We start from the raw sequence: 26,471 nt of genomic DNA, 5'->3' as shown, positions 1-26,471 counted from the left end.
CTGAGGATGCGGCGGCCCACCGCGCGGGGGAGGCTCCAGGCATCTGGAGGTTCACGATGGGTTCCCTGAGAGTCACTGTCTGTACGAGCGTCTTGGCCGCCGTCGCCCTCGCCCCGGCGGCGTACGCGGCGGACGAGGGGAGCGTCTCGGCGACCCCGGCGATCCCCGCCCCCGGCAGTGACGTCACACTCCACGTGACCGGCTGCGCCCAGCGAACGGCCACGGCCGCCTCGGCCGCGTTCGTCGCGAACGCCCGGCTCACCGTCACCGGAGCGGGCGAGCTCGCCGGTGAGAGCCGCGTCCGCTCCACGATCGAGGCGGGTTCGTACGCCGTGCGGGTCACCTGCGGGACCACGACGCGGACCGGCACCCTCACCGTCCGGGACGGCGAGGCGGCGCGGCCCGGGGCCGCATCGCTCCCCGTGCCGGCCGGTGGGCAGCAGCCCGCACACGGTGACGTCGGACATCAGCCCGCGCCCGACAAGGGCGGACAGCAGCCCGCGCCGGAAGGGGGCGGGCAGCCCTCCGCTCCCGGCGGTGACCCGGAGGCGTTCCCCTCTCACCGGCCCGGTGCGCCGGCCTCGCCCGTCGCCCCCGTCCGGGCGGGCGGTGGCGGTGCCGCCGAGCTCATCGCCGCCGAGGAGCGCGGCGCCGGTCCCGGTGCCGCGCAGGGGATGACCGGACTGGTGCTCGCGGGTGTGGCCGCCGCGGTGATCGTCGTGCTGCGGCGCGGTGTCCGCCGGGGCCGCGGGACGGACTGACCATGCGGGATCGCGATCACATGGAGGGACGCTTCTCCGGCACCGGCCGCCTGCTGACCGGTATGGCCTGGGTCGTGCTGCTGCTCGGGCTGTGGCTGTGGGGCCGCGAGGTCACCGAGATGCGGCACGGCATCTCCGCCCCCGCCACGGGCGACATGGCGGCGGCCGGCCGGCCCCCGGACATCAAGCTGCCGCCGGAGCACCGCCCGCTGGGGGACGCGCTGCCGCAGCGCGTCGACATCCCCGGGCTCGGCGTCCAGGCCCCCGTGGTGGCACGCGGCCTCGACGCCCAAGGGGCGCTCGACCCGCCGCCGTACGACCAGCCGGGCGTGGTCGGCTGGTACGCCGGCGGGGTCGCGCCCGGGGCGCCCGGCACCGCGCTGATGGTCGGGCATGTCGACACCGACGCCCGGCCCGCCGTCTTCTACAAGGTCAGTGCCATGCGGCCCGGCCAGACGATCCGGGTGCTGCGGGCCGACGCCAAGGTGGCGGAGTTCACCGTCGAGTCCGTCCAGGTCCTCACCCGCGACCGCTTCGACGCCCACCAGGCCTACGGGCCCCGCGAGTCGGGGCGGGCCGAACTCCGGCTGGTCACCTGCGGCGGCAGCTTCGACCGTACGACCCGCAGCTACACGGCGAACGTGGTCGTCTCGGCGTATCTGACGGGAACCGGACTCTGACGGCCGCGGCGGGGCCCGCTGCGGCCACCCAACCCGGTCGACGACCCGCTCCCCCTGAAGCCGCCGACCGGGCCGGTCCTCGACCGCGCGCGCACGGGCTGCGGGAGTAACCCGGCGAGCTGCGCGGGAGGCCACGGGAGCCACGGTGGGTGAATCTCTGGCCGAAGGCCGGGCACGTGCTGAGAAGACTCTAGAACCAAAGGGCCGTCCCGGCCTAGGGGTCGGATAACGCCAAGTCCCGGCACGGTGGCGCTGCGTCATCCGCGCAGGTGGGGTTCGCCTCGTGGGTGCCACGGGACGTATGTCAGGATTGAGACTTGTCACGCTGCACCCAAGGGGGAGTTGGATGTACGGCAGCAGGGGGGCCGGGGTGTCCGCCGGGAGGCGGATGTCCGCAGTGGTGCTGGGGGCGGCACTGCTGATGACGGGGTGTTCCTCCTCCGACGGAGGAGACGGAACGGACGAGCCCGCCGACGCGGGCGCCGGGATCACCCAACAGCCCAAGGAAAAAGCCCCGTTCTGGGTAAATCCGGACGGGACCGCGGCCCAGCAGGTCGCCGACCTGGAGAAGTCGGGCAAGAAGCAGGAAGCCGAGCAGATCCGCAAGATCGCCGAGCAGCCGGTCGCCGAATGGGTCGGCCCGGACGATCCGCAGCAGCAGACCCGGGGCTTCACCGAAGCCGCAGACAAGGCCGGCCGCACGGCCCTGCTGGTCCTCTACAACATCCCGCACCGCGACTGCGGCCAGTACTCGCAGGGCGGTGCCGCCGACGGCGACGCCTACCGCGACTGGGTCGACGGCGTGGCCGCCGGCATCGGAGACCGGCCCGCCACCGTCGTCCTGGAACCGGACGCGCTGCTCCACCTCGTCGACGGCTGCACGCCCGAGCAGTTCCACGAGGAGCGCTACGACCTCCTCAAGGGCGCCGTCACCAAGCTGAAGTCCCTGAAGAACACGAAGGTCTACCTCGACGCGGGCAACGCCGGCTGGCAGAACCCCGACCAGATCTTCGAACCGCTGAACCGCGCGGGCATCGCACAGGCCGACGGCTTCTCGGTCAACGTCTCCAACTTCTACTCCACCGAGGACTCCATCGCCTACGGCAAGCGGCTCTCCGCCAAGGTCGGCGGCAAGCACTTCGTCATCGACACCAGCCGCAACGGCAAGGGCCCCTACACCGACGGCAAGCCCGACGAGCGCTGGTGCAACCCGCCGGGCCGCTCCCTGGGGGAGACCCCGACGACGAAGACGGCGGACCCGTTGGTCGACGCGTACCTGTGGGTGAAGCGGCCGGGCGAGTCGGACGGTGAGTGCAAGGGCGGACCCAAGGCGGGCCAGTGGTGGGCGGACTACGCCCTGAAGCTGGCGAAGGCCACCGGCTGACGACCGGTCCTCACCGGCCCATGGGAAAGGGGCGCTCTCCTCGCGGAGAGCGCCCCTTTCCGGTTGCCTGTCAGGGCACCTTGACCCACTGCGCCTTGCTCGGGGTCCCGTCGGCGTCCGTCACGAACATCATGTACCAGCCCGCCTGGACCAGGTTCCGGTTCTCCGGCACGGTCACGGTCAGCTTGCCGCCGGACGCCTTGAAGTCCAGGGCGATCGACCGCTGGTCGACGTCGGTGACGTGCGTGGCGGCGCTCGGCCGGATCAGCCGGACCTTCTTGACCCTGGAGGCGTCCGACGAGGTGAACGTCCCCGTCCCGCCGCGCTCGATGGTCTGCGGGCCGCCCGACAGCGAGGGCCGGTCCCCGTCCCCGTAGAGGTACGGCGGCGTGTAGATCTCGATGCGCTGCTCGAACTCGCCCGGCTTGGTGTTGGCCGCGTCGGCGTAGAGCGAGTCGGAGCCGAAGAACATCACGCGCCCGTCGGGCAGCAGGATCGACCCGGAGTGGTAGTTGCGGCCCACGAGCGGGTCGGCGACCCGCTTGAGCTCGTTCTTCTCCGTGTCGTAGAGCCGCGCCTCGAAGATGTTGGAGTCACCGCGGCCGCGGTAGTCCTCCGAACCGCCGGAGATCAGCACGCTGTCGTCGGGCAGCACCGAGGCGTTCGGGTAGCGCGTGCCCTTGTCCATGGACGGGCCGTCCTCGAAGCGCGGGTTCGCCTTCTTCAGGTCGACGATCCGCGTCTTCTCGCTGGACTCCTCGGATTCGCCGACGCCACCGCCGCCGACCACCATGTACTTCTCGTCCTGCGCCGGCGGCAGCAGCACCGTGCCCGACGTCTCCATCAGCGTGGGGTCGCTCAGACCCGGGATCTTCGTGAACTTGTTGGTGTCCACGTCCCACACGCCCGGCTCGCGGCCCACGTCGTCCGGCCCGTAGCCCGCGTTGGACCCCGAGTAGAAGACCTTGCCGTTCTGCATGAGGAACAGCGCCGGGTAGGTCGGGAACTGCCGGACCTTGTCGGTGTAGGTCCACTTCTTGGTCTTCGGGTCGAAGATCTCGTTCTTGCCCGGGACCAGCTGGCCTATGTCGTCGAGGCCGGAGACGCTGAGGATCTTCCCGTCGCTCAGGGTGGTGAGCGTCGGGTACCAGCGGGCCTCCTTCATCGGGTCGACCTTGATGTACTTCTCGGCCACGGGATCGAACTCGAAGGCGTCCCGGATGCCCTGGAAGTCCTTCTTGTCGAGGGCGAGCTTCTGCGCGATGCCGTAGGTGTTCTTGGCGTCGGCGCCCTTCAGGCCGTGCACGCGGTAGTTGTCCTGCGTGCCCGTCTCGTGCTTCTTGCCCCGCTTCTGCGCCTCGACGTAGATCCGGCCGAGACCGGGGTCGTTGCGCAGGAACTTGCCGGTCGCCTTGTCGAAGACCTTCTTCGCGCGCGGCACCAGCACCGGGTCCTTCGATATGAAGGTCTTGCCGTTCTGCTTGCCCGTGAACCTCGTGCCGGCGGGCAGCGTGATCGGCTCGTCCGGGTTCTCGTTGTGGACGATCATCAGGCCGCCGGCCTTGGTGACGTCACCCTTGAGCTTCTCGTAGCGCTTGGTACCGCCCGCGATCAGCAGGTTGCCGTTGGCGAGCTGGGTGTGGCCGGTGCAGAACAGGTCGGCCGGTGTGGGGACCTTCTTGATGGTGCCCTTGACCGGGTCCCAGATCCGGGTGTCGAACTTCTTCGCGTCGAAGTTGTCCTGGTCGTTGCCCGACCCCGCGACGAGCAGCACCTTGCCGGTGCGCAGCAGCGCCGCGTGGATGGTGTTCTGCCGGTACTCCTCGGGGAAATCGATGATCTCCCACTTGCCGTTGGCGGCCTTGTACTCCGGCTTGTTGATTTTGTACTGGTGGTATTTCTCGGTGCTGAAGCGGTAGAGCCACGGCCCGTTCATCCCGGCCAGCGCGAGTACCACCGCCGTGCCGATCGCGAGTCGACGGGCCCGGCGGCGGCCTGCACGGTCGTTCATTCCTTACGTCCCCCAAGTCCACCAAGGGCGATCTGCATGGTCTGGTCGGTTCCCCCGACCTCCCCGTGTGCGCCCGGGGTTGCGGCCCACGTGGGCTTCTGCTGCGGGGTGTGACCCGACGGCTGCTGCGGGATGGGCAGCGGCTGCGTCCGGTTCGGCCCGGCAGGGTCCTGCGGCTGTCCCGCGGCATGGGCGGCGGGCTTCTTCGCGTCCTGCCGCAGCTGCCAGCGCCAGGCGAACATCGGCGAGGCGGTGATCAGCAGCGCGAACGTGGCCCAGATGATCATCGCGGGGTGGGAGTGGCCGTAGACGAAGCCGGCGGCGATCGAGCCACCGAAGATCGCGATGAAGTACCAGTGGTAGCGGAACGTGCCGAACCAGCGGTCCGGGCTCGCCGAGTCGCCCTTGGGGGTGACCACGAACTTGCTCTTGCGCCGCAGCACGGAGTCGATCAGCGCCTTCGCGTACAGCGGCGCCGACAGCGCGGACATCACCATGCCGGCCACACCACCGGAGCCCTCCGGCTCGTGCGGCGAGACGTTGTGGCGGCGGTTCCAGACGTAGAGACCGATCTGCAGCGCGGAGGCGTTGCCGTAGAGCATCAGCCACACGGCCGGGTCGATGTTCACACCCGAGGCGCCCAGGCCCAGGAACAGGCAGCAGCTCAGCGCCGCCAGGATCCAGTTGAGGGCCGACATCGGGTAGAAGATGATCATCATCGTGTAGTTGAAGAGCTTGCTCGGCGGCAGCGAGTACCAGCCCTTCCAGTACTGCCCGATGATCGTCTCGTACGTCCCTCGCGACCAGCGCATCTGCTGGGTGAAGAAGTCCGTCCAGGCGCTGGGGCCCTCACCGACCGCGAGCACGTCCGGCGTGTACACCGAGCGCCACTTCTTCCCCGTCGCCGGGTTCTTGTGGCGGTGCATCTCGAAGCCGGTCGCCATGTCCTCGGTGATCGAGTCGTACAGACCGCCGATCTGCTTCAGCGCCTTGATGCGCACGGCGTTGGAGGTGCCGACGAACATGGGGGAGCCGTAGCGGTTGCCGGCGCGCTGGATCAGCGCGTGGAAGAGGAACTGCTGCGACTCGGCGGCCTTGGTGATGGGGTTGTCGTAATTGCCGTAGACCTGCGGGCCGATGACGAAACCGACGTCCGGGTCGCGGAAGAAGCCGAGCATCCGCTCCAGGTAGTTGGGCAGCGGAATGTGGTCGGTGTCGACCGAGGCGAAGAAGTCGTAGTCGTCGCCGTGCGCCTCGAGCCAGGCGTTGTAGTTGCCGTGCTTGGTCTTGGCGCGGTGCGGGCCCTTGGGCTGGTTCCACTTCGCGACGCCCTTGCGGGAGAAGTGGTGCACACCGAGGCGCTCGCAGACCGCCTTCACGTCCGGGTCGTCGCCCTCGTCGAGCAGCCACACGTGCATCAGGCCCCGGTGGCGGATCTTGACGGCCGCCTCCAGGGTCTTCGTCACCATCTCCAGCGGCTCCTTGCCGGGCACGAAGGAGGTGAGGAAGGCCACTCTGGTGCCGGTCTCCGGCACCACCGGGATCGGGTCGCGGGCCACCAGGGTGGCGTGCGCGTTCGACAGCACGTTCATGCAGCGGAAGAACTCGATCAGGCCGATCGAGACGAGCATGACCATGTCGAGCGCGGGCAGCCAGTCGAAGGCCGGGTAGTCGCGCTCGGTCCAGTGCTCGGGCTGGAGGAGCCAGAACAGCAGCACCAGGGACAGCACCGGGGCGGCGGCCAGCATCAGGGCGACGCGGATGCGGTGCGGTTCCTGCGAGATGAGCGAGCGGTACTGCACCTTGTACGGCTTGCCCGGATCCGGCTGGGTGAGGGGACCCGCGAGCCGGCTGTAGTGCTCGTAGTCGTACCTCGGCAGGGTCTTCTTGATCCGCCGGAACGTTCCCGTTGTGCTCATCCGGTGTCCTGGCACCCTGAGCTGGGTGGTCTGGGACGGGTCGTGGTCCTGCCGGGCACCCGTGGGCCTCGACGTCATGAGTCATCCCCCCACACGCGGACAGCCGCGTGTTTCGTAGCTTCTTACCGTCTGCTCCAGGTCCCCCTCGACCTTCACAGACGTATCAGTGGTGGATCGCGGTCACCACGTCATCCACACCCTATAGACACGGCAACGCGACCTTCCGGTTGCATGATGCCCCCCTCGGCATCGGTTCCTGAACGCGGGCCCCTACCCCCGCTCAGCCTGCAACCGGCCCTTAAGCCCCCCAACTGCCGCGAACCCGCAGCATCTTGTAAAACCAGATGACCAGGGTTCTACGGCGTTCATCATGATCGCAAGATGCGAAACACGGCGGTTACCGGTCAAACGCGTTCATTGTGACGTGTGTGGGGACCCTGTGGGGCCGTTGTGGACAAGCGGGCGCGGATGTTGCCGAAGTGTTCTCTTATGGTCCCCTCCGCCCGCATCGAGTCGCCGGACCGCACCGCGTCGAGGATCTCCCGGTGCTGCCGGCAGGTCACCTTCGGGTCCTGCGGCTCGCCCCCGAGGTCCGTGCGGACCCGGTGGAAGGCGTCCCAGAACGCCTCCAGGACCTCGCACAGCAGCACGTTGTCCAGCCCCCGGTAGAGGGTGGCGTGGAAGGCCCGGTCGGTCTCGGCGAGGCCGGCTCCCTGCGCGGCCTGCTCTTCCATACGGTCGACGAGCGCGTCCAGTTCAACGAGGTCCGCTTCCGGCATCCGGCCGGCGAGCCGGGACACCAGGCCCGTCTCCACCGCCTCCCTCAGCTCCAGCAGCTGCAGCAGGGAGTCCTCGCCCCGGTAGTGCCCGGCGACCGTGCGGAAGGCGAGGCCCTCGATCATCGGGGCCAGGGACATCGGGCCGACGTAGGTGCCGAAGCCGTGCCGGATCTCCACGATGCCCATCGCCTGGAGCGCCTTCAGTGCCTCCCGCACCGAGTTCCGGCTCGCGCCGAGGTACTCCATCAGCTCGGGCTCGGTCGGCAGCGGGGCCCCGGAGGCCAGCCGGCGGTCGATGATGAGCTTCTTGATCCGCTCCTGTAGGTCACGCGCTGCCATGGCCAGAGGGTATCCGGCCAGACCGCGGCAGGCTGTGCACAGGCATACAAAAGGCCCCCCGCTTCCGCGAAGGGCCTTCCGGTCGGTGCGCCGCCAGGGACTCGAACCCCGGACCCGCTGATTAAGAGTCAGCTGCTCTAACCAACTGAGCTAGCGGCGCCTGCTGACGTCGTAACTCTACAGGACGTGCGGAGGTGCTCCGGACCACCCGGCCCGGGGCCGGGAGAGGGCCGGCAAGGCGCCCGCGTACATCATTCGGACCGTCAGCATGCGCGTGCGGATGACAGTTGCGAAACTGACGACGTGCGCCCTCCGGTGCACGGGCGCCGCATTTTCCGCCGGAAGTGTGAGGGGAATCGCATGGAGTCTCCGGTATTCGAGGAAATCGACCCCGCGAGCGATTGCGACTGCCCCGGATGTGTCCACTGGCGCCGTGCTCTGCCGTATTCCTGGTCCGGCCGGACCAGCGCCCATCCGGCCGCGCACCGGGCCGTCGGCTTGGCCGCAGTGGCCTCCGCCGTACTCGGAGCGGGTCACACCGTACCGGCCGCGGCCGCCCAGCACGCTCCCCACCGGCCGGGCGTTTCCACAGGTGACGAGCCCGGGAACCCCCAGGGCGGATCGGCCCCGCTGCACGGCCTCGGCGGCGGGCCCGTGAAGCCGTCCGTCGCCCCCAAGCCCACCGCCATCACCCGCACGGAGATCATCAACCGGGCCATGACCTGGGTCACCGCGAAGGTGCCGTACAGCATGAACGCCTACTGGTCCGACGGTTACCGGCAGGACTGCTCCGGCTATGTCTCGATGGCCTGGCGGCTTCCCGGAAACGAATGGACGGGCAGCCTCGCGCAGTACGGGGAGCGGATTTCCAAGGAAGAACTCCAGCCGGGCGACATTCTGCTGTTCCACAATGCGTCCGACCCCGCGAACGGTTCGCACGTCACCATTTTCGGCGGCTGGACGGACGCCTCGCACACCCACTACACCGCCTACGAGCTGACCCGCCCGCACACCCGCCGCCAGTCCACCCCGTACGCCTACTGGAACGAATCCGACCGGTACGTGCCCTACCGCTACAAGGGCGTCACCCCACAGGAGCCGGTCCCCGGGAAGGACGGCGGCCAGCCGGGCGCCCCGGCCGTCACGCCGTACCCGGGAGCGGCGTATTTCGGCCCCGGCGCGAACAACAAGTACGTCACACAGCTCGGCCGGATGCTCGTCGCGCGCGGGGCCGGCGGCTCGTACGCGTCGGGCCCCGGGCCGCGCTGGACCGACGCCGACCGCCGGGCGACCCGGGCGTTCCAGCAGGCCCAGGGCTGGACGGGCGCGGAGGCCGACGGCCTGCCCGGCCCGCACACCTGGGAGCTGCTGGTCAACGGCACGGGCAAGGACGTGAGGGACGGGGCGGTCGGCCCGCCGCCCGCCTCGCACGGCGTCCCCGGCTACCCGGGGCGGGCGCTGTTCCGCCCCGGCGCGGACAACGCCTATGTGACCCAGCTGGGCAGGCAGCTCGTGCGGAAGGGGTTCGGCAGGTTCTACCGGGTCGGCCCGGGACCGCGCTGGACGGAGGCGGACCGGCGTGCCGTCGAGGCATTCCAGCGCACCCAGGGCTGGCGGGGCGGCGCGGCGGACGGCTACCCGGGGCCGGAGACCTGGCGGCGCCTCTTCTCGTAAGGACCTCGGTAGCCCCCGGGCCTCTCCGGGCGGTCCCTCACCCGACCACTGTTGTGACGCATCTGGCGCGGAGGCTGGAGGCAAGCATGAGTACGACCACTTCCCACACGTCCGAGCCCGACGGGCCGGCCGACGGACCGGCCGACGGACCCGCCCGGCCCGCCCGGCTGATCCAGAACGAGGCCACCACCGAGATCCCCGTCCACCTGCTGTTCCGCGACGACCCCGCCCCGGTGACGGTGCCGCTGAAACCGGCGGTCGTCGCCCGCAGGCAGGGCACGGGGGAGCAGCCGCGCCTGGGGCGCCCGGCCGTCACCCCGAAACGCCCGGTGCCGCAGGTCGATCCCGACCTGGCGGAGCGGCCCGCGCGGGTGCTGCCCGGCGCGGCCGGTGTCCTGGCCGGGGCCTGCGGTGCGGCCGGGTGTGTGGCCACCTCCTGGTGGGCCGGGGTGCTGCCGCCGCTCGCGGTCGAGGCGCTGCGGCTGCCCGCGATCGCCGGAGCCGGGCTCGGTCTAACGCAGTGGGCGGCGTACGCGGGCGCCGGGGCGCTCGGGCTGTTCGGGCTCGGCGGGCTGGCCCGGGGCCGGACCGGGCGGGCCTGGGTGCTGGACCTGTTCGGCCGCTACCGGGGGACCGTCCGGCGCTCCGGCCTGCTGTGGGTCAACCCGCTGCTGCTGCGCCGCCGGGTGGACGTACGGCTGCGGCACTGGCGCAGCGAGCCCGTGCCCGCGGCCGACGGGGGCGGGGTCGCGCTGCGGGTGGTGGTCCTGGTGGTGTGGCGGGTGCGGGACACCGCCCGGGCCGTGCTCGGTGTCGAGGACCACGAGACGTATCTGCGCGAGTGCGTCGAGGCGGCTCTGGCCCGGGTGCCGGTGGACGGGCCGGGCGGGCCGACGGGAGCCGGGGACGCGGCGGCCGAGACGCTGACCCGGCTGGTGGCGGCGGACGCGGCCCCGGTCGGCCTGGAGGTGTTCTCCGTGCAGCCGGTCCGTGTGGAGTACGCCCCCGAGGTCGCCGCCGCGATGCACCGCCGCCGGATGGCCGCGCTGGACGCCCAGCAGCGGGCGACCCTGCTCACCTCGGTCGTGGACTCGGTGGAGGACACGGTGACCCGGCTGACCGTGCGGGGGCTGGTCGAACTCGACGACTACGAGCGGAAGGCGCTGGTGAAGGACCTGACGGTGGCGTTCTGCGCGGGCCGCGGAGAATCAGCTCCGTGATTGGTATGGACATGTTCAACTAGTGGCCATAATCTCAGACTTGGTCTAGACCTACACGCACGGCTCACCGAACTTCCCCCACGTTCTCCAGGAGCGGCAGCATGCGTACAAGGACCAAGTTGTCCGCAGCCGCGGTGGGACTGGCCACGACCGGAGCCCTCGTACTCTCCTCCGGCGGCGCCAGCGGCCACGGCTACACCGACCTCCCCATCAGCCGGCAGAAGCTCTGCCAGAACGGCACCGTGACCAACTGCGGCTCGATCCAGTGGGAGCCGCAGAGCGTCGAGGGCCCGAAGGGCTTCCCGGCCTCCGGCCCGGCCGACGGGCAGATCTGCAACGCCGGCCTCGGCCACTTCGGCCAGCTCAGCGCTCCGCGTACACCGTCCGGCGGCGCCTGGCCCGCCACCCGGGTGACGGGCGGCCAGAACTACACGTTCCGCTGGCAGTTCACCGCGATGCACGCCACGACCGACTTCAAGTACTACATCACCAAGCCGGGCTGGAACCAGAACCACAACCTGGCCCGGTCCGACCTCAACCTCACCCCGTTCTTCACCGTGCCGTACAACGGGCAGCGCCCGCCGTCCACCCTCTCCCACAGCGGCAGGCTGCCCTCGGGGCTGAGCGGCCGTCACGTCATCGTGGCCGTGTGGACGATCGCCGACACGGCCAACGCGTTCTACGCCTGCTCGGACGTGACCTTCTGAGCCTTACGTACCTCTGAGGTTCTCTTGAGTCACCGGTGCGGCCGGCGTGGGTAGGTTCCTCCCATGCTGGCCGCTCGAAGGCCGCCCAGGGCCTCGGGGGAGCTCATGGAAACCTTGTTCTACATCGTGCCCGCGCTCATGATCGCGGTCGCTTCCTGTGCCGTGGTCGTGGTGATCCGCCGCTCCGTGCGGGTCAGCCGCGCCTGGAGCAGCGGCCTGACCGCCGAGGCCCGGTGTCTGCGGACGTACACCACGACGAGTGGGGGCGGCGACAGCTCGGTGCGCACCACTCTGCACCACGTGTACGAGTTCACCACGCGCGACGGCCGCGGCGTCCGCTTCGAGGAGCACGGCGGGCCGGGGACGACGCTCGAGGGCGACATCGTCACCGTGCACTACCCGGCTGACCGCCCGGAGCACGCCACGGCCAGGCCCCCGGCGCGGGGAAAGCTCGTCGCGGGCACGGGGTGCCTGCTCGCCTTCCTCGGCACGTTCATCCTCTTCGCCATCGGGTTCATGGCGGTGACGTACGCGATGTTCTCCGCCGTGGGCGACTTCCCGCAGCCGTAGCGCTCCACATCTGACGGCACGTCAACTACCGTGCGCGCCCATGGACTCCAGGGTGAACACGGTCGCGGAACTCATCACCGCCCGGTGGGGCGACGACCGCCCGGGCCTGCGCTGGGGGGACCGGACCCTGACGCACCACGAGGTGGCGGCGGGCGCCGCGGCCCGGGCGGCACTGCTCACGGACCTCCTCGCGCCGGCCGGCGAACCCCACCTCGGGGTGCTGCTCGACAACACCCCCGAGTTCCCGCTGTGGCTGGGCGCGGCCGCCCTGGCCGGGGCGGCGGTCGCCGGGGTCAACCCCACCCGCCGCGGCGGCGAACTCGCCCGCGACATCCTCCACACCGAGTGCCGCGTCCTGATCACCGAGCGGGCCCACCTGCCGCTGCTGGCGGGCCTGGACCTGCCGGGAGTCCGCCTGCTGGTGACGGACACGGCGGAGTACCACGAGCTCCTGACCCCCTACGCCGACGCCCGCCCGGACCCCTCCCGCGCCACCCCGCGCGACCGCTTCCTGCTCTACTTCACCTCCGGCTCGACGGGCGCCCCCAAGGCCGCGCTCTGCTCCCAAGGCCGTCTGGCGGCCGCCGGCCGCTCCCTGGCGGACCAGTTCGCCCTGTCCGCGGACGACGTCCACTACGTCTGCATGCCGCTGTTCCACGGCAACGCCGTGATCGCCGACTGGGCGCCCGCGCTGGTGACCGGTGCGACGGTGGCGCTGCGCCGCCGCTTCTCGGCGTCCGGGTTCCTGGCGGACGCACGCCGGTACGGGGCGACGTACTTCACGTACGTGGGCCGGGCGATCCAGTACGTCCTGGCGACCGGTCCCCGGCCGGACGACCGTGACAACCCCCTGCGCCTGGGCTTCGGCACGGAGGCGGGCGCGGTGGACGCGGCTGCCTTCGAGCGGCGGTTCGGGGTGCGGCTGGTGGAGGGCTACGGCTCGTCGGAAGGCGGGGCGGCGATCGCGTGGTCACCTGGCACACCGCCGGGCGCCGTCGGCAGGGCGGCACCCGGGCTCGTCGTCCTCGACCGGGAGACCCGCGAGGAGTGCCCGGCGGCCGTCTTCGACGGGGCGGGGCGCCTGCTCAACGGGGACGAGGCGATCGGCGAACTCGTGAACCGGGGCCCCAGCCCCTTCGAGGGCTACTGGCGCAACCCCCGGGCGGAGGCGGAACGCCGCAGGGCCGGCTGGTACTGGACGGGCGACCTCTTCTACCGCGACCCCGACGGCTACCTCTACTTCGCCGGCCGCACCGACGACCGCCTCCGCGTCGACGGCGAGAACCTGGCCGCCGCGATGATCGAGAACATCCTGGCCCGCTACGAGGGGGCGGAGGCGGTCTGTGTGTACGCCGTACCGGACCCGGTCACCGGCGACCAGGTGATGGCGGCCATCGCCGGCTCGTTCGATCCGGAGACCTTCGCGGAGTTCCTCGCCGCCCAGCCCGATCTCGGGACGAAGATGGCGCCCCGGTTCGTCCGGGTGGTGGAGCGGATGCCGGTGACGGCGACGAACAAGATCCAGCGAGCGAAGCTGCGGAGAGAGGGCCTGAGCTGCGGGGATCCGGTGTGGTGGCAGCCGCGGGGGGCGTGCGCCTACCGCAGGCTGGCCACCGGGGATATCCGGAACGCGCTGAGGGGCCCCTCGCTCCCACGAGAGGCCCCTCATCCGTGCGCCGCCAGGGACTCGAACCCCGGACCCGCTGATTAAGAGTCAGCTGCTCTAACCAACTGAGCTAGCGGCGCATGACTCCCGCCTGCCGCCGGAATCATGTTCCGCGGCGGGCGACGGAGAAAATAATACCCAATGCCGGGGGGTGCTCCGGACCACCCGGCACGGGGGGCCACGTCCTAGATCGCCATGGAGAGCAGCACCGGTGCCGCGTTGCGGTTGAGGGCGTCCGCGGCCTGGCGCAGGCGGTGCGCGTGTTCGACCGGGAGGGACAGGGCCAGGCAGCCGACGGAGGAGCCTGCCGTGATCGGGACGGCCGCGCAGACCGTGCCGACCGCGTACTCCTGGAGGTCCAGGACGGGCACGGTCGGCGGCTGGGCCTCCAGGCGGGAGAGCAGGAGCCGGTCGCTGGTGATGGTGCGCGAGGTGAGGCGGGCCATCTTGTGCCGGGCGAGGTGGTCGCGGCGGCCGGCGTGGTCGAGCTGGGTGAGCAGGCTCTTGCCGATGGCGGTGGCGTGGGCCGAGGAGCGGAAGTCGACCCACTCGTTGACCTTGGGCGCGGCCGGGCTGTCGGCGTACTGGGTGATGCTGATCTCGCCGTCGACGTACCGGCTCATGTAGACGGCGGCGCCGACCGAGTCGCGCAGCCGGTCGAGGGTGCGCTGGAGCTTGTCGCGCAGGGCCTGCTCGCGGTGGTGGGCGGACCCGAGGCGGGCCAGGGTCTCGCCCGTGACGTACGCGCCGTCGGTGATCTGCTCGACGTATCCTTCGCGGCGCAGCATGCGCAGGAGCGCGGTCAGCCGCTCCGGTGCGATGCCGGTGTGGCGGGCTATCTCGGCGTCGGCGACACCGCTGGAACCGCGCGCCACCGTCTCCAGGACGCGCAGGGCTTCCTGGGCCGAGTGGTACGGGGTGGTCGGCTCGTGCTTCAGCGCCACGGTGGTCTCCCCCTGCGCTTGCTGTTGGGCCGTAATCCGGTCAGTGAACCTCTTCCAGGTTAACCGGCAAAGGGCTTGCGGGGAGCGGGGGTTGACAAGATTCCCGGGGCCCCGGACTGGGGCAATGACACTCTGGCATATGCCAGAAGCATGCCCCAGTCCCACCCAGGGCGAGGGGACGGGCGTTCCGCCTGTTCACCGGCCGTAGTCAGAGGACTGCGCTGAGGAACTCCCGTGTCCGGTCCAGCTCCGGGTCGCTGAAGATTTTCTCCGGCGGGCCCGACTCGATGATCCGGCCCGAATCGAACATCAGGACCTGGTCGGAGATGTCCCGGGCGAAATTCATCTCGTGGGTCACACAGAGCATCGTGATGTCGGTGGAGCGGGCGATGTCCCTGAGGACGTCGAGGACTCCCGCGACCAGCTCGGGGTCGAGCGCGGAGGTCACCTCGTCCAGGAGCAGCACCTGCGGGCGCATCGCCAGCGCCCGGGCGATCGCCACCCGCTGCTGCTGGCCGCCGGAGAGCTGGGCCGGGTGCGCGTCGCACTTGTCGGCCAGGCCCACCATGTCCAGCAGGCCCTTGGCCCGTTCCACCGCCTCGTCCTTCGACAAGCCGAGGACGGTGACCGGCGCCTCGGTGATGTTCCGCAGCACCGTCATGTTCGGGAACAGGTTGAACTGCTGGAACACCATCCCGATCTTCTTGCGGACCTCGCGGACCTGCTTGTCGGAGGCCGGGAACAGCTGCTGCCCGTCGACCGTGATCGTGCCCTCGTCGGGCTTGAGCAGGGTCATCAGCAGCCGCAGGATCGTGGTCTTGCCCGATCCCGACGGCCCGATCAGGGTGACGTGCTTGCCGGCGTCGACCGAGAAGTCCAGGTGGTCCAGGACGGTGTTGCTCCCGAACCGCTTGGTGACCTGCTCCAGCCGGATCAGCTCGCCGGTGCTCCCGGCGGGGGTCTTCTCGGGGTCGGTGCCGGGATTGGGGAGAGTGTCAGTGGGCAAGGCGTCGCTCCAGGGCTCGCAGGGCAAGGGAGGCCAGGTAGGAAATGACGATGAAGGCCACGCCGATCACCGTCAGCGGCTCGGTGAACTGGAAGTGCTCCTGCGAGTACAGGCGCGCCCGGCCGAGCATCTCCAGCACGGTGATCGCCATGACCAGCGGCGTGTCCTTGAGCATCGAGATGACGTAGTTGCCGAGAGCCGGGACGACCCGGCGCACGGCCTGCGGCAGGATCACCGCGATCCACGTCCGGCGCAGCGGCAGGTTCAGTGCCGTCGCCGCCTCCCACTGGCCGACCGGCACGGCCTCGATACCGGCCCGGTAGACCTGCATCGTGTACGTCGAGTAGTGCAGCCCGATCGCGAAGACACCGGTGGTCAGCGCCGAGAACGTCACGCCCCATTCGGGCAGCACGTAGAAGAGGAAGAACAGCTGCACCAGCAGCGGGGTGTTGCGGACGAACTCCGTGACCGCGCCGACCGGCCAGGTCACCCACCGCGAGGGCACCCGCATCAGCAGCGCCCACACCAGGCCCAGCGCGAACGAGATCAGCGAGCCGAGGACGAGGATCTGCAGAGTGACCAGCAGACCGGCCCAGAGGTCCGGCATGAAGCCGCTGACAGCGCTCCAGTCCCACTTCATGCGACAGCACCTCCCACACCGGTGGTCTGCGGACGGTCGAGCTCCTGGTCGGGCGTGCTGCCGACCGGCTTGCCCGTACCGGCCTTGAGCTTGTGCTCCAGGCCGCGCATGCCGCGCGTCAGGACGAAGGCGATCACGAAGTAGATCAGCAGCACGATCGTGTAGATCTCCGCGCTCTCCTGGAGCGCGAGGCGTACCAGGTTGCCGCTGAACGCCAGGTCACCCATGCCCATGATCGACACCAGGGCGGTGCCCTTGAGCAGTTCGACCAGCAGGTTGGAGAACGGCGGGATCATCTCCGGCACCGCCTGCGGCAGCAGGATCAGCCGCAGCCGCTGCCAGGGGGTGAAGCTGAGGGCGATTCCGCCCTCCTTCTGGGCCGGGTCGACCGCGTTCAGCGCGCCGCGCACGATCTCGGAGCCGTACGCCCCGTAGGTCAGGCCGAGCGCGAGGGTGCCCGCCCACAGCGGCACCAGCTGCCAGCCGAAGGCGACGGGCAGCACGAAGTACACCCAGAAGATCATCACCAGCGCCGACGTGCCGCGGAACACCTCGGTGTAGACGCCCGCGAGGAAGCGGACGATCCACAGCCGGTGGGTGCGCGCCACGCCGACGACGAAGGACACCGCGGCGCCCAGCAGGGCGCTGCAGACGAGCAGCTGGACCGTGACCCAGACGCCCTTGAGTACGAGTTCCCAGAGTCCCGAGGTCATCCGCCGCAGAGCTCCTTCGCGGTCAGATCCGTCATCTCGGCCTCGGTGAAACCGAACGGCTTGAGGATGCGGAACAGTTCGCCGCTCTTCTTGAGCTTGCGCAGCTCCACGTTGAAGGCGTCGCGCAGATTGGTCTCGGTCGGCCGGAAGGCGAAGGCGCCCCCGTCGACGTGCGGCTTGCCGCCGACGATCGGCTTGAACGGATCGGTGGCCTCCGCCTTCGCGGACTTCTTCACCACCTCGCGAACGGTGAGCGCCGTACCGGCGAACACGTCAACGCGGCCCGCCTCGACGGCGTTCAGGCCCGCCACCTGGTCCGGGACGATCAGGATCTCGCTCTCCTTGTACCCCGCCTCGACGGCGTACTGGATCTCGGCGTAACCGGTCCCGGTGGCGAACTTCGCCTTCTTCCCGACGACGTCCTTGTAGCTGTGCAGCCCCTTGGGGTTGCCTTTGCGCACGATGAACGCGTCGAGCATCTGGTAGTCGGGGTCGGCGAAGATGACCTGCTCGCAGCGCTCGGGATTGACGTACATCCCGGCGGCCACGACGTCGAACTGCTGGGAGTTCAGGCCCGGGATGAGCGAGCCGAACTCGGTCGGGACGGGCTGCACCCGGTCGACGCCGAGCCGCTTGAAGATCACCTTGGCCAGTTCCGGTGCCTCACCGGTCAGTTCGCCGTTCGTGTCGATGAACCCGAACGGGATCTCACCGGCGATGCCGAGGCGGACGACGCCCGTCGCCCGGAGCCGGGCGAGCAGGTCACCGCCCTTGACGTCCGAGGCGGTGGCGACCCGGCTGCATCCGGTGGCGCCCAGCGCGCCGAGCGCCGCCACCCCCGCGAGCAGCGACCGGCGTGTGGGCCCTGACGCGGGCCGGGATATGAGTCCGGGACTTCGCAGTGTGCTTCTGTGTGGGCTTCTCTGTGGTGGAGCCATGGGCGCGCGGCTACCCGACCGCGTCCGAGTTATTCCGGTCTTTTCAAGCCCCCCACTTGCTCCGTGCGCCCTTGACCCGGGCGGCGGCGGGCACTCCCATGGAGGGCATGGCTGATCGCTACATCGAAGTCTCGCTGGTCAAGCGCGACGTGACCTGCACGGCCAGGCTCCTGGACGACCGCGCGCCCATCACCTGCGCGGCCGTCTGGGATTCCCTTCCGCTGGCCGGGGACGTCTACCACGCGAAGTACGCACGCAACGAGATCTACGCCCTTTTCCCGCCCTTCGCCGCAACCGAGCCACCCCTGGAGAACCCGACCATCACCCCGATTCCCGGCGATCTCTGCTATTTCACCTTCGCCGGGGCGGAGTTGGGGACCAAGGCCTACGGCTACGACCGCGAGGTCCGCGCCGGGACCACGCTCGTCGACCTGGCCCTGTTCTACGAGCGCAACAACCTGCTGCTGAACGGCGATGTCGGCTGGGTCCCCGGCATCGTCTGGGGCCAGGTCGTCGACGGCCTGGAGACCATGGCCGAGGCGTGCAACGACCTGTGGAGGTCGGGAGCGGCGGGGGAGACGCTCAGCTTCCGGAGGGCGTAGGCCGGCCGGCAAAGGCCGCCCCCGCCTCGTACAGCGCGTGTGCCGCCCGCAGCACCAGATCGTCCCGGTGCCGGGCGGCCACGAGCTGCAGACCGATCGGCAGGCCGTCCCCGTCGGCGCCGACCGGCACGCTCGCCGCGGGCTGCTGCGTCATGTTGAACGGGTAGGTGAACGGGGTCCAGCCCGTCCACCGCCGATGGCCGGAACCCTTCGGCACCTCCGCGCCCGCCTCGAACGCCGTGAGCGGCAGGGTCGGCGTGACGAGCAGGTCGTAGGTGTCGTGGAACCGGCCCATCCGGCGGCCCAGATCCATCCGGACGTCCACCGCGGCCAGGTAGTCCAGCGCCGAGTAGCGGGCGCCCCGCGCGCAGATCTCGCGCAGGCCGGGGTCGAGCAACTCCCGCTGGGGCGGGCCGAGGTGCTGGGTCACCCGGGCCGCCCCGCTGAACCACAGGGTGTGGAAGGCCTCCACCGGGTCGGTCAGGTCCGGGTCGGTCTCCGTGACGTACGCGCCGAGCTCCGCCAGCCGCTCCACCGCCCGCCGCACCGCCCGCGCGACCGCCGGCTGCACCGCCACCTGCCCGCCCAGCGACGGCGAGTACGCCACCCGCAGCCCGCGCACCCCGCCGGCCAGACCCTCGGTGTACGACCCGGGCGGCGGGGCGAGCGCCGACCAGTCACGCGAGTCCGGGTGGCCGATGACATCCATCAGCAGCGCCGCGTCCGCCGCGTCCCGGGTCATCGGACCCACGTGCGCCAGCGTGCCGAACGCGCTCGCAGGGTAGAGCGGCACCCGCCCGTAGGTCGGCTTCAGCGCGAAGATCCCGCAGAACGACGCCGGGATGCGCACACTGCCGCCGCCGTCCGTGCCCAGCGACAGCGGCCCCGCGCCGAGCGCCACGGCAGCCGCGCTGCCGCCGCTCGACCCGCCCGCGGTGCGCGACGGGTCGTGCGGGTTGCGCGTCACACCGCTGAGCGGCGAGTCCGTCACACCCTTCCAGCCGTACTCGGGGGTCGTCGTCTTGCCGAGGAAGACCGCCCCGTGCTCCCGCAGCCGGGCCACGGAGGGGGCGTCCTCGTCCCAGCGCCCGGCCGCCGGGTCCACCGCCTTCGAGCCGCGCAGGGTCGGCGCGCCGCGCTGCAGCAGGATGTCCTTGACGGTGACCGGCACCCCGTCGATCAGCCCGCGTGGCTCACCGCGCCGCCATCGCTCCTCCGACTCCCGGGCCCGCTCCAGCGCGTCCTCGGCGGTCAGCCGGACGAAGGCGTTCACCTCCGGCTGGATCGCCTCGGCCCGCTCCAGCGCCGCCCGCGTCGCCTCCACGGGACTCCACTCGCCCTTGCGGTACCCGTCGAGAAGCCGTACGGCGGTCAGGTCGGTGAGCTCGGTCATCCACCCCTCCAAGGAACGTCAGTGACCAGGTACGTACCCACGCTGCTTGTCGACCACGTTCTTCAGCGGCTCCCCGGCCGCCCACTGTTCGTACAGCTCCACGAACTGGGCTCCGAGTTCGTCGCGCCAGCCGATGGTGTCGCCGCTCATGTGCGGGGACACGATCAGGTCCGGTGCCTGCCACAAGGGGCTCTCGGAGGGCAGGGGTTCGGCCTCGAAGACGTCCAGGGCGGCGCCCGCGATCCAGCGTTTGGCCAGGGCCTCGGCGAGGGCGTCCTCGACGACCAGCTGGCCGCGGCCGATGTTGACGAACCGGGCGGACGGCTGCATCAAGCCGAAGCGGCGGACGTCGAACATGCCCCGCGTCTCGTCCGTCAGCGGCGCTGCCGCGATCACCCAGTCGGCGCGGGCCAGCAGCCGGTCCAGGTCCTCCGGGCCGTGCACACCGGAGCGCGCGGCACGGCCCACGAGCGCGGTCGTGATGTCCAGCGCCCCCAGTGTGTGCGCGATCGCCCGGCCGATCGGCCCGGAGCCGACCACCACGGCCCGGCTCCCGGCGATCTTGTGCGACTCGCGGTGCCGCCAGGTCCGTTCCCGCTGGAGCTGCAGCGTCCGCGGCAGATCCTTGGCCATCGCCAGCACCAGCGCCGCGACGTACTCGGCGATCGGCTGGTCGAAGATGCCGCGCGCGTTCGTCACCACCGTGTCCGAGGCGGCGAGTTCCGGACACATCAGGTGGTCCACACCGGCGCTGGCCGTGTGCACCCAGCGTGGCCGCGGGCCCTCGCCCGGCCAGGCGTCCCGCACGGCGCGCGAGGTGAAGTCCCACACCAGGAGTACATCCGCACGCGGGAGGCGTGCGGCGAGCCCCGCCGCGTCGGTGTGTTCGATACGGGCGTGACCGGTGAGGCGGCCGAGGCGGGGGAGGGGTTCGGCGTCCAGGACGAGAAGGGTGGGGGTGGGCATGAGCAGCCGTTTCTCCAGCCGTTCGGCGGGGCCGGCCGACCTTGCTGCGGCCGCCGGTGACGACGAGTTAACCCGGTGTTGACCAGGGAGTGATCCGGGCGGATTGACCACGCTCGCACCCGAACCTACCGTCGTCAACACGGGCGTTCCCACGATCCGTTGCACACTAGTTGCCCAGCGTGAGGCCGATGCCTGCCATGGACGTCTCATTTCTCGGCGGGCCCGGCCCGCAGCGCGGGGTCGGCGTCGTCGCCCCCTTCGACTTCGCACTCGACCGCGAGCTGTGGCGCTGGGTGCCGGACGAGGTCTCCCTGCACATGACACGAACGCCCTACGTGCCGGTCGAGGTGAGTCTCGACCTGGCCCGCCTGGTCAGTGAGCACGAGACGCTCAGCGAGGCGGTCCGCACCCTCAACGCGATCGCCCCCGAGGTCGTGGCCTACGCCTGCACGTCCGGCAGTTTCGTCGGCGGCATGATGGGCGAGCGGGCGATGTGCGAGGCGATGAGCCGGGCCGGTGCCGTACCGGCGATCACCACCTCCGGCGCACTGCTGGAGGCCCTGGTGGAGCTGGACGTACGCCGGGTGGCGCTGGTGACGCCCTACACGGTCTCGGTGACGCGGTCCCTGGAGGCCTACGTCGCCCAGGCCGGCGTCACGATCTCCGGCTGCGCCTTCATGGGGCTGACCCGGCACATCTGGAAGGTCCCCTACCGCGAGGTCGTGGACATGGCCCGAAAGGCCGTCCGCGACGACGCCGACGCGCTGTTCATCAGCTGTACCAACCTGCCCACCTACGACGTGATCCCGCAGCTGGAGGCCGAGCTGCGCATCCCGGTGATCTCGGCCAACCAAGTGACGATGTGGGCGGCACTGCGCCGACTGGGTACCCGTGCGGTGGGGCCGTACCAAGCGCTGATCAATCCGGCGGCGCGTTCCGGTCCCGCAGCGCCGGGGGCGGACCCCGGTCCCGTACTGCCGGAAGAAGAGCAGCAGCAGGAAGGCTGGACATGACAGCACTGGGATTTCTCTACCCGGGCCACTCCGCCGAGGACGACTATCCGCGCATCGAGCAGTTGCTGGGCAGCGACATCCGGGTGGACCTGGTGCACACCGACATCGGTGAGGACGCGCACCGGGTGGACGCGCTGTTGGAGATGGGCTCCGCCGTCCGGCTCGCGGCGGGAGTCCAGGAGCTGCGGCACGCCGGCGCGGACGCCGTGGTGTGGGCCTGCACGAGCGGCAGCTTCGTCTACGGCTGGGACGGCGCGCAGGAGCAGGTCCGCGCCCTGGCGCAGACGGCCGGCATGCCGGCGTCGTCCACGTCCTTCGCGTTCGCGCACGCGGTGCGGGAGCTGGGGGTACGCAGGGTCGCGATCGGTGCGACGTACCCGGAGGACGTGGCGCAGCTGTTCGCGGAGTTCCTCCGGGCGGCCGGGGTGGAGGTCGTGTCGGTCAACAGCTCCGGCATCATCACGGCCGCCGAGGTCGGCACGTGGGGTGAGAGTGAACTCCTCGCCCTGGCCCGGAACTCCGATCACCCCGACGCCGAGGCGCTCCTCCTCCCCGACACGGCCCTCCACACGGCGGCCCACATCCCGGCCCTGGAGAAGGAACTCGGCAAGCCCATCCTCACCGCCAACCAGGTCACGGTCTGGGAGGGCCTGCGCCTGGCGGACCGCCGGGTGAACGCACCGGAACTGGGAGCGCTGTTCACGCGGGAGCCGATCGTCCAGGTGTGAGGCGCGGAGGCATCAGCGTGAGCTCTGCTTCCGGCACGGCTCACGCCCTCCGTTCCGGGGGCGGGGGCGGTGGATGCGGCGGCGGGACGGGGGCCGTTCCCGGCGGCCACGGCGAAGGACCGAGGGGAACTCGAAGCCGACGGCTCCGCCGGTGACGGCCCCGACGGCCATGGCCAGGAGGAAGTCCCAGCGCGGTGGCTGCCAGGCGGGCTGCCGCCCAGACGGTCGTCATGGAGTCCGAGTGCCCCGGTGCGGCTGGAGAGGGGTGCCGTGCCCGGGGATGCGTCCTCCATGCGGGCCGGAATCGGTCCCACCCCTTCTTCGGTGCAGAGTGGGACAAAAGCGCTTCAACTCCCCGGCCAAAGCTGAGGAATGCTCAACTCCGCCGTCACGCACGCCCCTTGGATTGACCGAAAGCGCGTTCCCCCTCCGTCGTCCATTCCGTGCACACTGACCACGTCCGCAGCCAGTCGTGCCGTGAAGGACTCCCGATGGCCGAACCGGGCCGGTTCAGATTCTCTGCAAGCGCTGTCCAGCTGGCCGGGCGCCTGCTGTGCTGGAGCATGGCCGCGGCCATGGTCTCCGCCGCCGTGGACGCCCTCCTCGATCCCCGGGTCCGCTGGTGGGGACCCGTGTGGCCGCTGCCCTGGTGGCTCGTCTGTGCATCAGCCCTCGCGTGGACCGTTCTGCGAGCCCGTGAGAAGGCCGACCGCCCACCTCCGCACGACAGCGTGCGCAGCGATTGGGAGCGGGCCGCCTGACCCTCGTCGCGCCCCCGGGGAATAACCGGAGACAGTCCCCTGTTAGAGCCGGAACGACAGCACGACAGCACACGGCCCACAGCAGGAGGCACCCCCCGTGGCGGCAGACGAGATACGCGGCGCAGTACAGGGCAGCGCCCCCGTCCCCCTCTCCGTACTGGACCTGGTCACCGTGGGGGCCGGCCGCACCGCCTCCGACGCCCTGCGCACCAGCGTCGGCCTGGCCCGCCTCGCGGAGCGCCGCGGGTTCCACCGCTACTGGGTCGCCGAGCACCACTCGATGCCGGGCGTGGCCTCCTCGTCCCCGGCCGTGATCCTGGCCCACCTCGCCGCCCACACCGACCGCATCCGCCTCGGCTCGGGCGGCGTGATGCTGCCCAACCACGCGCCGCTCGTGATCGCCGAGCAGTTCGGGACGCTGGAGGCCATGGCCCCGGGCCGGATCGACCTCGGCCTCGGACGCGCCCCGGGCACGGACGGCGCCACCGCCGCCGCCCTGCGCCGAACGGAACGGCTGAACGAAGGCGCCGACGACTTCCCCCACCAGCTCGCCGAGCTGACCCGCTTCCTCGACGACGACTTCCCCGACGGGCACCCCTACCGCCGCATCCACGCGGTCCCCGGCCCGGTCCAGGCCACGTCCCCCGGCGGCGTCCAGTCCCCGCACCGCCCGCCCCTCTGGCTGCTCGGCTCCTCCGGCTTCAGCGCCCGGCTGGCCGGGACCCTGGGGCTGCCCTTCGCCTTCGCCCACCACTTCTCCGCGCAGAACACCGTCCCGGCCCTGGACCTGTACCGGGAGTCCTTCCGGCCGTCCGCCGTGCTCGACGAGCCGTACGCCCTCATCGGCGTCTCCGCGCTCGCCGCCGACGAGGAGAAGGAGGCCCGCCGGCAGGTGCTGGCCGCCGCCCTCAGCATGGTCCGGCTGCGCACCGGGCGCCCCGGCCTCGTGCCCAGCCCGGAGGAGGCGGAGGCCCACGAGTTCAGCCCCATGGAGCGCGACTTCGTCGACTCCTGGAACGCCAACGTCATCCACGGCACCCCGGACGAGGTCCGCTCCGGCCTGGACGACCTCGCCAAGCGCACCGGCGCCGACGAGCTGATGATCACGGCCAACGCGCACGGCGGAGACGTCCGCCTGCGCTCCTACGAACTCATCGCCGACGCCTACGGCTTGCCGACGCCCGCCTCCGCCTGAACGTCCGGCGTGCCCAGCAGCTCGGAGATACGGTCCGGCGGCACCGGGCGGGAGTAAAGCCAGCCCTGTCCGGTGTCGCAGCCGATGCTGCGCAGCCGGGTCGCCTGGGCCGAGGTCTCGACGCACTCGGCCGTGACGGTCAGCCCGAGCCGGTGCGCGAGCTGGATCATCGCCTCGACGACCACCTCGTCGGCCGGGTTGGCGCGGGCGGCCGCGTCGCGGTCGTCGTACTGGAAGCCGCGCACGAACGATCCGTCCAGCTTCAGCACCGAAACCGGCAGCCGGCTCAGGTACGCGAGGTTCGAGTAGCCGGTGCCGAAGTCGTCGATGGCGATGCGGACGCCCATGTCGCTGAGGGCCTTCAGGGTCTGCAGCGGGCGGCCCGCCGAGCCCATCACCGCCGACTCCGTGAGCTCCAGCTGGAGCAGGTGCGGTTCCAGACCCGTCCCGGCGAGGGTTTCCGCGACGTCCGCCACCAGGTCGGAGTCCCAGACCTGACGTACCGCCACGTTCACGCTGACGAAGATCGGCGGCTCGCCGGGGTGGTCCAGCTGCCAGCGGCGGGCCTGCTCACAGGCCGTGCGCAGCACCCAGCGGCCCAGCGGGACGATCGAACCGTCCTCCTCCGCAAGTCCGATGAACCGATTCGGCGTCAGGACGCCGAACTGCGGATGGTTCCAGCGGACGAGCGCCTCGACGCCGTGCAGCCGGTCGTCCTCCATGCCGACCAGCGGCTGGTACTCCAGCTGGAACTCGCCCCGCTCGATGGCCGGCCGGAGCGTGGAGGCGAGGGCCTGGCGGGTCATGCGGTGCGCGTTGCGCTCCGGGTCGAACAGGGTCCAGCGGGCCTTGCCGTCGGTCTTCGCCCAGTACAGCGTCGTGTCCGCCGCCTGCATCAGCGCGGTGGGGGTGGTGCCGGCCGCGTGCCGCTCGACGACGCCGATCGACGCCGAGACCGACAGCCGCTGGCCGGAGATGTCGAACGGGTCCTGGATCGCGCGCAGCGCCGACTCGGCCAGTTCGGCCAGCTGTTCGGTGCCCGTGGAGTCCTCGACGAGCAGTGCGAACTCGTCCCCGCCGAGCCGGGCCACCAGGGGGATGCTCGTGCGTGAGTGGCCGGCCTCGTCCGCGCAGCGCATGAGGCGCTCGGCGACGGCGGCCAGCAGCCGGTCGCCGACGCGGTGGCCGAGGGTGTCGTTGATGGCCTTGAAGCCGTCCAGGTCCAGGTAGCACAGCCCGATCCGGCCCGTGCCGCTCTGCTCGTACGACTCCGCTTCCAGCGCGGCCGACAGCCGTTCGAAGAACAGCGTGCGGTTGGGCAGCCGGGTCACCGGGTCGTGCATCTGCAAGTGCCGCAGCCGGGCCTGGAGTTCCCGGCGGGCACTGATGTCGGCGACGGACAGCAGCACACCGTCGTCCTCGGCCGACAGCGGGGCGACCGTCACCTGCACCCACAGCGAGCGCCCGTCGGGGTGCTTGAGCCGGCGCGTGCAGCGCAGCCGGGACTGCCGTCCGCGCAGCACCTCGCGGTAGGCGTGCCAGGTGCGGGCGTCGGAGGTGAGGTCGACCAGGTCGGCGGCGACCGACCCGGCGAGCCCGTCCGGACTGCCGCCGAGCAGCGTGGCGAGCGAGTCGTTGGCGCTGACGACCGTGCCCTCGCGGTCCACGACGGCCATGGCGAGCGGGGCGGCCGCGAAGACGGAGCGGTAGGGCAGCCGGGACGGGGGCTCGGTACGGGGAGACGTGTCGATCTCACTCTCTGTGACGACCGGCCGGTCCAGGTCTGCCGCGGGCGCCGGCCTTTCGAAGGTTCCGCTCACCGCTCGCTCCCGCATGTATTCGATCTCTGTCCGTGCAGGAAA

General features: G+C 70.9%; 23 protein-coding genes, 2 tRNA genes and 1 pseudogene. 13 read left to right on the top strand and 13 right to left on the bottom strand.

Annotated elements, in window-relative coordinates:
- Nucleotides 1–56: 56 nt before the first annotated feature.
- The 3 genes from HNR57_RS08740 to HNR57_RS08730 all read left to right on the top strand — a co-directional run bounded on the left by HNR57_RS08740 (nucleotide 57) and on the right by HNR57_RS08730 (nucleotide 2,825).
- Nucleotides 57–761: a hypothetical protein gene (locus HNR57_RS08740; protein WP_184558530.1), complete on the top strand. Its 705-nt coding sequence runs from the start codon at nucleotides 57–59 to the stop codon at nucleotides 759–761.
- Nucleotides 762–763: 2 nt separating this feature from the next.
- A complete protein-coding gene (locus HNR57_RS08735; RefSeq protein ID WP_184558528.1) occupies nucleotides 764–1,441 on the top strand; it encodes a class F sortase in 678 nt (225 codons plus the stop codon).
- A 346-nt stretch (nucleotides 1,442–1,787) separates the two neighbouring features.
- Nucleotides 1,788–2,825, top strand: coding sequence for a glycoside hydrolase family 6 protein (locus HNR57_RS08730; protein ID WP_184558526.1), 1,038 nt, complete (start codon nucleotides 1,788–1,790; stop codon nucleotides 2,823–2,825).
- Between the two features lie 70 nt (nucleotides 2,826–2,895).
- On the opposite strand, the gene glxA is transcribed toward HNR57_RS08730, so the two are convergent.
- The 4 genes from glxA to HNR57_RS08710 all read right to left on the bottom strand — a co-directional run bounded on the left by glxA (nucleotide 2,896) and on the right by HNR57_RS08710 (nucleotide 8,033).
- Nucleotides 2,896–4,836: a radical copper oxidase GlxA gene (gene glxA, locus HNR57_RS08725; protein WP_184558524.1), complete on the bottom strand. Its 1,941-nt coding sequence runs from the start codon at nucleotides 4,834–4,836 to the stop codon at nucleotides 2,896–2,898.
- Nucleotides 4,833–6,833 carry a glycosyltransferase family 2 protein gene (locus HNR57_RS08720; RefSeq protein WP_184558522.1) on the bottom strand — a complete coding sequence of 667 codons (2,001 nt, stop codon included), beginning with the start codon at nucleotides 6,831–6,833 and terminating at the stop codon, nucleotides 4,833–4,835. The genes glxA and HNR57_RS08720 overlap by 4 nt, the downstream gene beginning before the upstream one ends.
- Before the next feature lie 326 nt (nucleotides 6,834–7,159).
- Nucleotides 7,160–7,873: a FadR/GntR family transcriptional regulator gene (locus HNR57_RS08715; RefSeq protein WP_184558520.1), complete on the bottom strand. Its 714-nt coding sequence runs from the start codon at nucleotides 7,871–7,873 to the stop codon at nucleotides 7,160–7,162.
- An 86-nt stretch (nucleotides 7,874–7,959) separates the two neighbouring features.
- Nucleotides 7,960–8,033 (bottom strand) — tRNA-Lys (locus tag HNR57_RS08710).
- 200 nt (nucleotides 8,034–8,233) lie between these two features.
- On the opposite strand from HNR57_RS08710, the gene HNR57_RS08705 reads away from it, so the two are divergent.
- The 5 genes and pseudogenes from HNR57_RS08705 to HNR57_RS08685 all read left to right on the top strand — a co-directional run bounded on the left by HNR57_RS08705 (nucleotide 8,234) and on the right by HNR57_RS08685 (nucleotide 13,751).
- Nucleotides 8,234–9,547, top strand: coding sequence for a peptidoglycan-binding protein (locus tag HNR57_RS08705; protein WP_184558518.1), 1,314 nt, complete (start codon nucleotides 8,234–8,236; stop codon nucleotides 9,545–9,547).
- Between the two features lie 86 nt (nucleotides 9,548–9,633).
- Nucleotides 9,634–10,767: an SPFH domain-containing protein gene (locus HNR57_RS08700; protein ID WP_184558516.1), complete on the top strand. Its 1,134-nt coding sequence runs from the start codon at nucleotides 9,634–9,636 to the stop codon at nucleotides 10,765–10,767.
- A gap of 101 nt (nucleotides 10,768–10,868) precedes the next feature.
- Nucleotides 10,869–11,474, top strand: a complete 606-nt coding sequence (locus HNR57_RS08695) for a lytic polysaccharide monooxygenase auxiliary activity family 9 protein (RefSeq protein WP_184558514.1) — start codon at nucleotides 10,869–10,871, stop codon at nucleotides 11,472–11,474.
- A gap of 105 nt (nucleotides 11,475–11,579) precedes the next feature.
- Complete coding sequence (locus HNR57_RS08690) at nucleotides 11,580–12,044, top strand: DUF3592 domain-containing protein (RefSeq protein WP_184558512.1); 465 nt, start codon at nucleotides 11,580–11,582, stop codon at nucleotides 12,042–12,044.
- A 40-nt stretch (nucleotides 12,045–12,084) separates the two neighbouring features.
- Nucleotides 12,085–13,751 (top strand): annotated as a pseudogene (locus tag HNR57_RS08685) (long-chain-fatty-acid--CoA ligase).
- Here HNR57_RS08685 and HNR57_RS08680 read toward each other — a convergent pair.
- The 6 genes from HNR57_RS08680 to ehuB form a co-directional block, all read right to left on the bottom strand.
- A tRNA-Lys gene (locus HNR57_RS08680) sits at nucleotides 13,717–13,790 on the bottom strand. The pseudogene HNR57_RS08685 and the gene HNR57_RS08680 overlap by 35 nt on opposite strands.
- 105 nt (nucleotides 13,791–13,895) lie before the next feature.
- Nucleotides 13,896–14,654: an IclR family transcriptional regulator gene (locus HNR57_RS08675; protein ID WP_184558510.1), complete on the bottom strand. Its 759-nt coding sequence runs from the start codon at nucleotides 14,652–14,654 to the stop codon at nucleotides 13,896–13,898.
- 208 nt (nucleotides 14,655–14,862) lie between these two features.
- Nucleotides 14,863–15,660, bottom strand: coding sequence for an ectoine/hydroxyectoine ABC transporter ATP-binding protein EhuA (ehuA, locus tag HNR57_RS08670; protein ID WP_184558508.1), 798 nt, complete (start codon nucleotides 15,658–15,660; stop codon nucleotides 14,863–14,865).
- Nucleotides 15,650–16,300: an ectoine/hydroxyectoine ABC transporter permease subunit EhuD gene (ehuD, locus tag HNR57_RS08665; protein WP_184558506.1), complete on the bottom strand. Its 651-nt coding sequence runs from the start codon at nucleotides 16,298–16,300 to the stop codon at nucleotides 15,650–15,652. Before ehuD ends, ehuA begins: the two co-directional genes overlap by 11 nt.
- On the bottom strand, nucleotides 16,297–17,013 hold the full coding sequence (ehuC, locus tag HNR57_RS08660; RefSeq protein ID WP_184558504.1) for an ectoine/hydroxyectoine ABC transporter permease subunit EhuC: 717 nt from the start codon (nucleotides 17,011–17,013) through the stop codon (nucleotides 16,297–16,299). The genes ehuD and ehuC overlap by 4 nt, the downstream gene beginning before the upstream one ends.
- A complete protein-coding gene (ehuB, locus tag HNR57_RS08655; RefSeq protein ID WP_246554328.1) occupies nucleotides 17,010–17,951 on the bottom strand; it encodes an ectoine/hydroxyectoine ABC transporter substrate-binding protein EhuB in 942 nt (313 codons plus the stop codon). Before ehuB ends, ehuC begins: the two co-directional genes overlap by 4 nt.
- A gap of 107 nt (nucleotides 17,952–18,058) precedes the next feature.
- On the opposite strand from ehuB, the gene HNR57_RS08650 reads away from it, so the two are divergent.
- Entirely contained in the window at nucleotides 18,059–18,553 is a 495-nt protein-coding gene (locus tag HNR57_RS08650; protein ID WP_184558502.1) for a DUF3830 family protein, read from the top strand.
- Here HNR57_RS08650 and HNR57_RS08645 read toward each other — a convergent pair.
- Both HNR57_RS08645 and HNR57_RS08640 read right to left on the bottom strand, forming a co-directional pair.
- On the bottom strand, nucleotides 18,534–19,946 hold the full coding sequence (locus HNR57_RS08645) for an amidase (protein WP_184558500.1): 1,413 nt from the start codon (nucleotides 19,944–19,946) through the stop codon (nucleotides 18,534–18,536). The two genes, HNR57_RS08650 and HNR57_RS08645, sit on opposite strands and share 20 nt — an antisense overlap.
- Before the next feature lie 18 nt (nucleotides 19,947–19,964).
- Entirely contained in the window at nucleotides 19,965–20,912 is a 948-nt protein-coding gene (locus HNR57_RS08640; protein ID WP_184558499.1) for a D-2-hydroxyacid dehydrogenase, read from the bottom strand.
- Between the two features lie 197 nt (nucleotides 20,913–21,109).
- Here HNR57_RS08640 and HNR57_RS08635 point away from each other — a divergent pair, with 197 nt between their 5' ends.
- The 4 genes from HNR57_RS08635 to HNR57_RS08620 all read left to right on the top strand — a co-directional run bounded on the left by HNR57_RS08635 (nucleotide 21,110) and on the right by HNR57_RS08620 (nucleotide 24,609).
- Nucleotides 21,110–21,925, top strand: a complete 816-nt coding sequence (locus tag HNR57_RS08635) for a maleate cis-trans isomerase family protein (protein ID WP_184558497.1) — start codon at nucleotides 21,110–21,112, stop codon at nucleotides 21,923–21,925.
- Complete coding sequence (locus tag HNR57_RS08630; RefSeq protein WP_184558495.1) at nucleotides 21,922–22,653, top strand: maleate cis-trans isomerase family protein; 732 nt, start codon at nucleotides 21,922–21,924, stop codon at nucleotides 22,651–22,653. Before HNR57_RS08635 ends, HNR57_RS08630 begins: the two co-directional genes overlap by 4 nt.
- Before the next feature lie 491 nt (nucleotides 22,654–23,144).
- Nucleotides 23,145–23,414 carry a hypothetical protein gene (locus tag HNR57_RS08625; RefSeq protein WP_184558494.1) on the top strand — a complete coding sequence of 90 codons (270 nt, stop codon included), beginning with the start codon at nucleotides 23,145–23,147 and terminating at the stop codon, nucleotides 23,412–23,414.
- A 97-nt stretch (nucleotides 23,415–23,511) separates the two neighbouring features.
- Nucleotides 23,512–24,609 (top strand): LLM class flavin-dependent oxidoreductase, encoded by a 1,098-nt coding sequence (locus HNR57_RS08620; protein ID WP_184558492.1) that lies wholly within the window; start codon nucleotides 23,512–23,514, stop codon nucleotides 24,607–24,609.
- Here the strand turns inward: HNR57_RS08620 and HNR57_RS08615 are convergent.
- Nucleotides 24,579–26,444 (bottom strand): putative bifunctional diguanylate cyclase/phosphodiesterase, encoded by a 1,866-nt coding sequence (locus HNR57_RS08615; protein ID WP_184558490.1) that lies wholly within the window; start codon nucleotides 26,442–26,444, stop codon nucleotides 24,579–24,581. The genes HNR57_RS08620 and HNR57_RS08615 overlap by 31 nt on opposite strands.
- Between the last annotated feature and the right edge of the window lie 27 nt (nucleotides 26,445–26,471).

It is taken from the genome of Streptomyces paradoxus, from assembly GCF_014202475.1.
Taxonomy (GTDB): Bacteria; Actinomycetota; Actinomycetes; order Streptomycetales; family Streptomycetaceae; genus Streptomyces; species Streptomyces paradoxus.
The sequence above is the reverse complement of the archived record's forward strand: the minus strand, read 5'-3'. Positions and strand labels throughout refer to the sequence as shown.

Coding starts and splice junctions, on each gene's coding strand:
- HNR57_RS08740 (WP_184558530.1), top strand. CDS start 57: ATGGGTTCCCTGAGAGTCACTGTCTGTACGAGCGTCTTGGCCGCCGTC.
- HNR57_RS08735 (WP_184558528.1), top strand. CDS start 764: ATGCGGGATCGCGATCACATGGAGGGACGCTTCTCCGGCACCGGCCGC.
- HNR57_RS08730 (WP_184558526.1), top strand. CDS start 1,788: ATGTACGGCAGCAGGGGGGCCGGGGTGTCCGCCGGGAGGCGGATGTCC.
- glxA (WP_184558524.1), bottom strand. CDS start 4,836: ATGAACGACCGTGCAGGCCGCCGCCGGGCCCGTCGACTCGCGATCGGC.
- HNR57_RS08720 (WP_184558522.1), bottom strand. CDS start 6,833: ATGACGTCGAGGCCCACGGGTGCCCGGCAGGACCACGACCCGTCCCAG.
- HNR57_RS08715 (WP_184558520.1), bottom strand. CDS start 7,873: ATGGCAGCGCGTGACCTACAGGAGCGGATCAAGAAGCTCATCATCGAC.
- HNR57_RS08705 (WP_184558518.1), top strand. CDS start 8,234: ATGGAGTCTCCGGTATTCGAGGAAATCGACCCCGCGAGCGATTGCGAC.
- HNR57_RS08700 (WP_184558516.1), top strand. CDS start 9,634: ATGAGTACGACCACTTCCCACACGTCCGAGCCCGACGGGCCGGCCGAC.
- HNR57_RS08695 (WP_184558514.1), top strand. CDS start 10,869: ATGCGTACAAGGACCAAGTTGTCCGCAGCCGCGGTGGGACTGGCCACG.
- HNR57_RS08690 (WP_184558512.1), top strand. CDS start 11,580: ATGGAAACCTTGTTCTACATCGTGCCCGCGCTCATGATCGCGGTCGCT.
- ehuD (WP_184558506.1), bottom strand. CDS start 16,300: ATGAAGTGGGACTGGAGCGCTGTCAGCGGCTTCATGCCGGACCTCTGG.
- ehuC (WP_184558504.1), bottom strand. CDS start 17,013: ATGACCTCGGGACTCTGGGAACTCGTACTCAAGGGCGTCTGGGTCACG.
- ehuB (WP_246554328.1), bottom strand. CDS start 17,951: ATGGCTCCACCACAGAGAAGCCCACACAGAAGCACACTGCGAAGTCCC.
- HNR57_RS08650 (WP_184558502.1), top strand. CDS start 18,059: ATGGCTGATCGCTACATCGAAGTCTCGCTGGTCAAGCGCGACGTGACC.
- HNR57_RS08645 (WP_184558500.1), bottom strand. CDS start 19,946: ATGACCGAGCTCACCGACCTGACCGCCGTACGGCTTCTCGACGGGTAC.
- HNR57_RS08640 (WP_184558499.1), bottom strand. CDS start 20,912: ATGCCCACCCCCACCCTTCTCGTCCTGGACGCCGAACCCCTCCCCCGC.
- HNR57_RS08635 (WP_184558497.1), top strand. CDS start 21,110: ATGGACGTCTCATTTCTCGGCGGGCCCGGCCCGCAGCGCGGGGTCGGC.
- HNR57_RS08630 (WP_184558495.1), top strand. CDS start 21,922: ATGACAGCACTGGGATTTCTCTACCCGGGCCACTCCGCCGAGGACGAC.
- HNR57_RS08625 (WP_184558494.1), top strand. CDS start 23,145: ATGGCCGAACCGGGCCGGTTCAGATTCTCTGCAAGCGCTGTCCAGCTG.
- HNR57_RS08615 (WP_184558490.1), bottom strand. CDS start 26,444: ATGCGGGAGCGAGCGGTGAGCGGAACCTTCGAAAGGCCGGCGCCCGCG.